This is a genomic window from Cyanobacteriota bacterium (genome assembly GCA_025054735.1).
Taxonomy (GTDB): domain Bacteria; phylum Cyanobacteriota; class Cyanobacteriia; order SKYG9; family SKYG9; genus SKYG9.
Window position 1 is genome coordinate 1 of record JANWZG010000201.1, and the last position, 6,815, is coordinate 6,815.

General features: G+C 47.8%; 7 protein-coding genes and 1 other RNA gene. 5 read left to right on the forward strand and 3 right to left on the reverse strand.

Going from position 1 to position 6,815, the window contains the following annotated elements:
* Nucleotides 1-450, forward strand: a 450-nt coding sequence (locus NZ772_10880) for a DUF3769 domain-containing protein (GenBank protein MCS6814054.1), incomplete at its 5' end; no start/stop codon positions are given.
* A gap of 263 nt (nt 451-713) precedes the next feature.
* On the opposite strand, the gene rnc is transcribed toward NZ772_10880, so the two are convergent.
* The 3 genes from rnc to NZ772_10895 all read right to left on the reverse strand — a co-directional run bounded on the left by rnc (nt 714) and on the right by NZ772_10895 (nt 3,016).
* Entirely contained in the window at nt 714-1,424 is a 711-nt protein-coding gene (rnc, locus tag NZ772_10885) for a ribonuclease III (GenBank protein ID MCS6814055.1), read from the reverse strand.
* A gap of 45 nt (nt 1,425-1,469) precedes the next feature.
* An RNA gene (rnpB, locus tag NZ772_10890) (RNase P RNA component class A) lies at nt 1,470-1,896 on the reverse strand.
* A 40-nt stretch (nt 1,897-1,936) separates the two neighbouring features.
* Nucleotides 1,937-3,016 carry a PIN/TRAM domain-containing protein gene (locus tag NZ772_10895; protein MCS6814056.1) on the reverse strand — a complete coding sequence of 360 codons (1,080 nt, stop codon included), beginning with the start codon at nt 3,014-3,016 and terminating at the stop codon, nt 1,937-1,939.
* Between the two features lie 254 nt (nt 3,017-3,270).
* Here NZ772_10895 and NZ772_10900 point away from each other — a divergent pair, with 254 nt between their 5' ends.
* From NZ772_10900 to nadC, 4 genes are all read left to right on the forward strand, one after another.
* Entirely contained in the window at nt 3,271-5,235 is a 1,965-nt protein-coding gene (locus NZ772_10900; GenBank protein MCS6814057.1) for a SpoIIE family protein phosphatase, read from the forward strand.
* Between the two features lie 154 nt (nt 5,236-5,389).
* Nucleotides 5,390-5,587 carry a hypothetical protein gene (locus NZ772_10905; GenBank protein MCS6814058.1) on the forward strand — a complete coding sequence of 66 codons (198 nt, stop codon included), beginning with the start codon at nt 5,390-5,392 and terminating at the stop codon, nt 5,585-5,587.
* 22 nt (nt 5,588-5,609) lie between these two features.
* Entirely contained in the window at nt 5,610-6,131 is a 522-nt protein-coding gene (locus NZ772_10910) for a hypothetical protein (GenBank protein MCS6814059.1), read from the forward strand.
* Between the two features lie 12 nt (nt 6,132-6,143).
* A partial coding sequence (gene nadC, locus NZ772_10915; GenBank protein MCS6814060.1) for a carboxylating nicotinate-nucleotide diphosphorylase occupies nt 6,144-6,815 on the forward strand: 672 nt, incomplete at its 3' end.

Genomic DNA, 6,815 nt, shown 5'->3' on the forward strand with positions numbered 1-6,815 from the left:
CCCTACTTACGGCTAGTTACAGGCATCACAGGAATTTCAAGCTTTTACACAACCGGTGACACCCAAGCTACCCTAACAGGCTCTATCGCTCTTCAGGCCCAGTTTGGGCAATTTTCTCGTACATTTTTTGACTATACAGGGCTAAATATTAGCTATTCTCAAACCTTGGGAGGTAATAATTCACCATTTCTATTCGATCGCATTGTCGATACCCGTGTACTTTCCGGTGGCTTTTTGCAGCAAATTTACGGGCCTGTGAGGTTTGGGGTACAGACGGCTGTAAATTTGGACAATGGTCGAGAAATTAGCACAGACTACATCCTGGACTATAGTCGGCGTGCCTATGGCATTACCCTCCGCTATAACCCTGTCCTTCAACTTGGATCCATAAATCTCCGGATTAGCGATTTCAACTGGACGGGACGAACAGAGCCGTTTGATGAACAGTAGAGTTTAAACGAAGTGCAGAGTCAGTCCTGACGCTGATTACCTAGACGCTGATTACCTATATGGGGATACTGCTTTGGATCTTGTACTAATTCCCCATGCTATGGCTATAGATAGCTTTTATTAAGGACTGAAGTCCTTACTACGAACTTATGGGTTATGTAGCTAGGTTTCGGAGGATTGGTATTAGATTTGCAATTTCAGGAGGACTCAAGTCTGCACTACAAACATCAACATGCCAACTAACCTAGTCGTGGCTGTGCCGGTTAGTTGACGTGGGGATTTATAGTAAAAAATGCTACTCGTGCGGCAGCTTGTTCAGCAGCCTTGCGCGATCGACCTGTGCCTTCTCCTATGACTTTGCCGTTTACCTGGACTTGGGCATGAAACCGCTGGTGAGCATCCAATCCCCCAGCAATTTCTGTAACTTGATATTCAGGTAACGTCTTATAGAGTCCTTGGCTCCACTCTTGAAGTGCTGCCTTGTAGTTTTGTCGTGCCGGATCTGCTAGAACTGTTGCTGCCATAGCTTGAAAGTGACTATCTAGCCAAGGACGAACCAATGCCAAGGTACGGCTAGGTAAATAAAGAGCAGCTACTACAGCTTCTAACGCCTGTGCCATCCGTGATTGATAGCCGCTTTTGTCATTCAGGGCACTTGGAGACAGCAAGAGATAGCGTTCTAGTCCATAGTTATCGGCAACTGTTGCTAAAACACGATCGCTCACTAGAATCGAGCGAATGGCGGCAAATTCACCCACAGGTAACTCTGAATAGTGCTCATACAGCAGTTCTGCAGCAGCTAAACGCACAACAGCATCTCCCACAAATTCTAGCTGCTCATAGTTTGCTGTGGTAGATACTGTTGGGTGAGTTAGGGCTAGATCAAGTAGATGCCAGTCAATCTTGGCTTCAACAGCGATACCAAGACGCTGCACAAACTTCTGCAACTGTTGTTGGCGTTGAGGGTAAACGATTGCACTCACAAGCGAGCAGTGGTTCAGAACAACAGCTAAATTTTGAGGGAAGAGCAAGACATAAGCCGGGTTCTGTTCAAATGGGCGGTTATCTATCTGGGATGCCTGTTACCAGAGCACCTCTAGCGGTTCTATAGCGGAACGGGAAAAGAACCAACCCTTGTTCCTTCACCTTGCTCCCGACCGGGGTTTACCGAGCCAGCACCTCTCGATGCTGCTGGTGCGCTCTTACCGCACCTTTGCACCCTTACCCAGTTCAATCTTAGATCTGAAATTTTGGATTTTAGAGTTCAGCCAATGTCGAAAATTATCAGTCTAAAATTCCCTAGGCGGTATGTTTCTGTGGCACTATCCTCACGATCGCTCGTACTGGGCGTTACCCAGCAAGTCTGGTTCTTTGGGAGCCCGGACTTTCCTCAGACTGATGAACTAGCTACCTAATTCTCAGCCCGCAACCACCACGCTTACTCTTCCCAGAGTCTCAGTCTAACGTAAGAGTCAAGAACCGATCGTCACATCACCATAGAAGATTTAGGTTTCGCAAAAATCATTCGCCCCGCTGAGGTTTGTAACGAGCCAGTCACGACCACTGGCACATCATCACCAATCAAATTACCACCTTCCTCAACCACTACCATAGTTCCATCCTCCAGGTAACCTACACCCTGATCAGGCTCCTTGCCTTGCTTAAGGATCTTAAGGTCAACACTGTCGCCAGGAAGGTAGGAAGGACGCAACGCCTGGGCAAGATCATTGACATTCAAAACAGGAACCTGTTGCACACTCGCTACCTTGTTGAGATTGTAGTCAGTTGTGAGCAACGTAGCATTGATTTCTTGAGCCAGTCGCACTAACTTAGCATCAACTGTGGGCACATCCTCGTAGTCGGCTGGATGAATAGAGAGTTGTTCAGGGTGGGCTTCCTTCATATGGTTGAGAATGTCTAACCCACGCCTACCCCGGATTCGCTTCTGCTCGTTAGCAGCATCGGCAACCTGCTGTAACTCTCGTAACACAAACTGAGGCACCAGTAGTTGCCCTTCCATAAATCCAGTATCTAGCAGTTCTTGAATCCGACCATCAATAATACAGCTTGTATCCAAGATCTTTGTAGTGGCAGGCTTAAGTGTCCCTTCGGCTAACAGCAACATCTGAGCAGAGTTAGGGTTGATTAGCCGCAGAAAAGCTCGTCCATGAGTATCTGCCAAAGATATCCCCGACACTGCAAACAGCACACTCGCTAGTACAGCAATCAGGGGCTTAATAAAACCAAACTCTTGAGGAATGGGTAGCAAGAAGATAGGAGCTAGCATGAGGTTGGCGACCAGTAAACCTAACACTAGGCCTACAGAGCGACTAAGCAGCAAGTCTATCGGCATGGAACGCACCTGTCGCTCCATGCGACGATATCCTGTTTGGGCAACCAAGCCCACAGCCACGCCAACAATACCGCCAAACCCTGCTGTTACAAAGCTCAAACCCTCTAAGTTGGTGACTTGTTCCATCAAACTTGTGGGTAACAAGTCAACACTAAAGAAGCCGATGCCTGCACCAGCTATCACAAACGAGAGGACGATGATAGTGTCCAGCATAGACATTGCCCCAGCCGGATGGGACTAAATTAGGACATATAGTTGCTTAACATTATACGCTTTAGATTCGGAATGATGTAGAAATGTACGTGACTTCTGTAATCCTGATATTGAAGAATCCTGAATTTGATAGTCACGAGCGGTTATATGCAAATAGCGTAATGTAGGTAAGCAATGCGAGCAACTTTTAGTGCCAATTCCTTAGAAGCTACCTCCATCAGATTTATCAACTCTGCCTGTTGTAACAAACTGCTATGAAACTGATCAACCCAGCGGTTTCCCTAATGAACCGCCTCACTTACCCACAAAAGTTTCTGTTAATTAGTTTGATTTTTGTGTTGCCAATAGCACTGCTGATGCAGTTGTTGCTCTCTAGCATAGGCGATCGCATTGAATTTTCTCAAAAGGAACTATATGGCAACAGCTACTTAGTGTCTGTGCGTCAGGTTTGGGAACCCGCCCTTGATCGTCAATATCAAGCTAGCACTAATTCTAAAAAATTCTCTAGCCAACGAGCATCAGATATCCAGCAACAGCTTGAGCGAGCCATCACTGCCCTAGCTGAGGTCGATCGTCGGTATGGCAAGCTACTCAAAACTGCCAAAACCTACACCAAAGTGATGACAGCCTGGCAACATCTCAGTGCTACAACAACGTCTCCGAAGACCGCCCAGCAAACTGCCTATCAAGAGTTCATCCAGGCTCTCAGCAACCTGCGTGCCTATGTCGGCGATACATCCAACTTAATCTTGGATCCTGATTTAGACACCTACTACCTCATGGATGCTAGCCTGTTAAAACTGCCAGAACTCCAACGATTGCTGGCAGAACTGCGCCTTAAAAGTGAGGCTATCCAAGCCTACCAAACTATGGATGCTCAAGACCGGGCAACGCTGGTCACGCTAGCTGGGTTACTGCAAGAAACTAAGGAAGACTTAGTATTCAACCTTACTGTGGGATTTCAGAATAACCCAACCGGAAATCTTCGCCCTCGGTTGACAAAACCCCTCACTCAATTCATAGCCGAACTTGATGAGCTAGTTGTAGTAGTGAACCGCTTGCGCAACCCTCAGGTGAATCCTGAACTTGCTGACTATGTAGGTAGAGCCTCGACTACCTTGGCACTTAGCTTTCAGCTTTGGGATAACGTAGTGACAGAGTTGGATACGTTACTTCAGCAGCGAATTCACAGATTTGTACAGCAGCGACAACTGATTGTGGTAGGAGTCATCATTGTACTTCTAGTGGTTGTCTATCTGTTCACTGGATTTTATCTAGCTGTTATGCGGACGGTTTACAGCTTAGACCAAGCCGCGAAGCAGATGGCTACAGGCGACTTAACTCAGCCTATCACTCTCGACAACCGTGATGAACTCGGTCAAGTTGTTCACTCATTTAATATGGTGGCGGCTGCCCTTGTGCAGGCTAATAAGGATATAAGATTGCTCAATCAGCAGCTAGAGGCTGACAATCTGCGGATGGCAACCGAGCTAGCGGTGACTCGCCAGCTACAGCGCATGATTCTGCCTAAAGAACAAGAACTAGATGCTATTCAAGATTTAGAAATTGCTGGGTTTATGGAGCCAGCCAATGAAGTTGGTGGTGATTATTACGATGTTTTACAACACAATGGCATCATCAAAATTGGCATTGGGGATGTAACTGGGCATGGCTTAGAGAGTAGTGTGCTAATGATTATGGTGCAAACAGCCGTGCGGGCGCTACTTGCAAACAATGAAACCGATCCAGTGAAATTTCTGAGTAGCCTCAATCGTGCTATCTATGACAATGTGCAACGGATGAATTCCGATAAGAATCTTACCCTGGCACTAATAGACTATGACCGCGGCAAGCTCCGTCTAAGTGGTCAGCATGAAGAAGTGATTGTTGCCCGCTCCTCTGGAGGAATTGAGCGCATTGACACGATCGACCTAGGATTTCCCATTGGCCTGGAGGAAAATATAACTAGCTTCATTTCCCAGGCAGAGGTGATGTTAGAAGTTGGTGATGTTGTAGTGCTTTATACTGACGGTATCACGGAAGCGGAAAATGCCACCGGTCAGTTCTATGGGCTAGAGCGCCTCTGTCAAGTAGTGCAGAAATATCACACTCAGTCTGCCAAAGATATTCGTCAAGCCATTATTGCTGACGTGCAATCCTTCATAGGCAGCCATATCCAGTACGATGACATTACACTGTTAGTGCTCAAGCGTAGGTAGACTCCTAACGTAGCCCTTGCGTGGGCGATCGTCTCTGTATGCGATCGTTACACAAGTACTCCCCATAGTGTTCATACCAATACAATTGAAAGAGGAAGGATGCCCGTAGGATATGGGCTAATCCACTCAGTAGTATGAATGTTGTGAGTGACCCATGTTAGTGATTTTGATGGATGACCAAGTATTGTCACCCCAGCAGGTGTGTCAGTCTTGTCTGTTGGCTGATCAGCACGGACAACCCCGCTGGCGGAAGGGGCGACTATGTTGCGGGCAAACAACTCTTCAGGCCAGTCAACAGTTGCCCACCCACTACAACTGTCCAATGGGATTCCGACTTGCTAACATTGAGTGAGTTGTTAGGAGGAAGACAGTCCATGACGTGGCGAGGTTCTAGCACCACTCAAGATCGCATCTTTGCCTGCTTGGTATACATTGTCCCTGTGCTGGAGGTGCTGCTAATTGGCTTTGGGGAACCGTTGTTTCGCTCAATTCCCTACCTGCGGCTTGCATTTGTTCCACTCATGCCGTTGTTGGCTATCTACGCCTACAGTGTAGGGGGGATTGCAGTTGTACAAATCGCAGTATTTATTGGTCTATTTGCTGGTGTTATCAGAAACTACAGAGTTGTGCACTTTCTCCGCTTTCACACTATGCAAGCATTGCTGATTGGGATCGCTATCTTCCTCTGTGATGCTGTGCTGTCTATTCTAGGAATTGGGCGGTCAGTAATTGGTGTTGGTGCCTCTCCAGTGGAAGTGTTGTTTTGGAACCCCCTCATGAGCGTAATATTTGTAGCAGTGCTAGCGGCGGCGATTTATTCCGTGGTTCAGTCCATCCGGGGCTTATACGCCGAGTTGCCCATTATCTCTGAGGCTGCTTACCAATTTGTCCGCTAGCCGATAGATTCCATGACCAAGCCCAAGGCCATGCTGCCTCCCCTGCTGGTATTAGATCGAGAGATAGAGCACTGGTTACTAGAGGATATTGGCCGCGGCGATCGCGCAACCCAGGCCTTGATTGCAACTGGAGCACACTCTAGTTCCGCATATTGGGTAGCGAAGGAATCTGGCATTGTGGCAGGGTTACCAATCGCAGCTAGGGTCTTTCAGCGACTAGATGATCGTTTTGCCTTCACAGCACTGGTGCCAGAAGGCTCATGGTGTGAACAGGGACAACTGATCGCTCAGTTAGCAGGTTCCCTAGAAGCATTGCTCACAGGGGAACGGGTGGCGTTGAACCTAGCCATGCGTCTGAGTGGTATTGCTACCCTCACGAACAAATATGTTGCCGCAATCGCCGATTTGCCAGCTCAACTGGTCGATACCCGCAAAACCACACCAGGACTGCGCCTCCTAGAGAAGTATGCCACTCAGGTTGGGGGGGCAATCAATCACCGCCTAGGCTTGGACGATAGCGTCATGATTAAAGATAACCATATTGCGGCAGCAGGTAGTATTGGAGCCGCGATCGCAGCTATTCGTCCCCGTATTCCCTACCCATTGACGATCGAAGTGGAAACTGAAACCCTGGCGCAAGTGCAGGAGGCTATTCAACACCGAGCTGATATCATCATGCTAGAC

Excerpts from the sequence above, each read along its gene's own strand:
- NZ772_10895 (MCS6814056.1), bottom strand. The coding sequence starts at position 3,016 with ATGCTGGACACTATCATCGTCCTCTCGTTTGTGATAGCTGGTGCAGGC.
- NZ772_10900 (MCS6814057.1), top strand. The coding sequence starts at position 3,271 with ATGAAACTGATCAACCCAGCGGTTTCCCTAATGAACCGCCTCACTTAC.
- NZ772_10905 (MCS6814058.1), top strand. The coding sequence starts at position 5,390 with ATGTTAGTGATTTTGATGGATGACCAAGTATTGTCACCCCAGCAGGTG.
- NZ772_10910 (MCS6814059.1), top strand. The coding sequence starts at position 5,610 with ATGACGTGGCGAGGTTCTAGCACCACTCAAGATCGCATCTTTGCCTGC.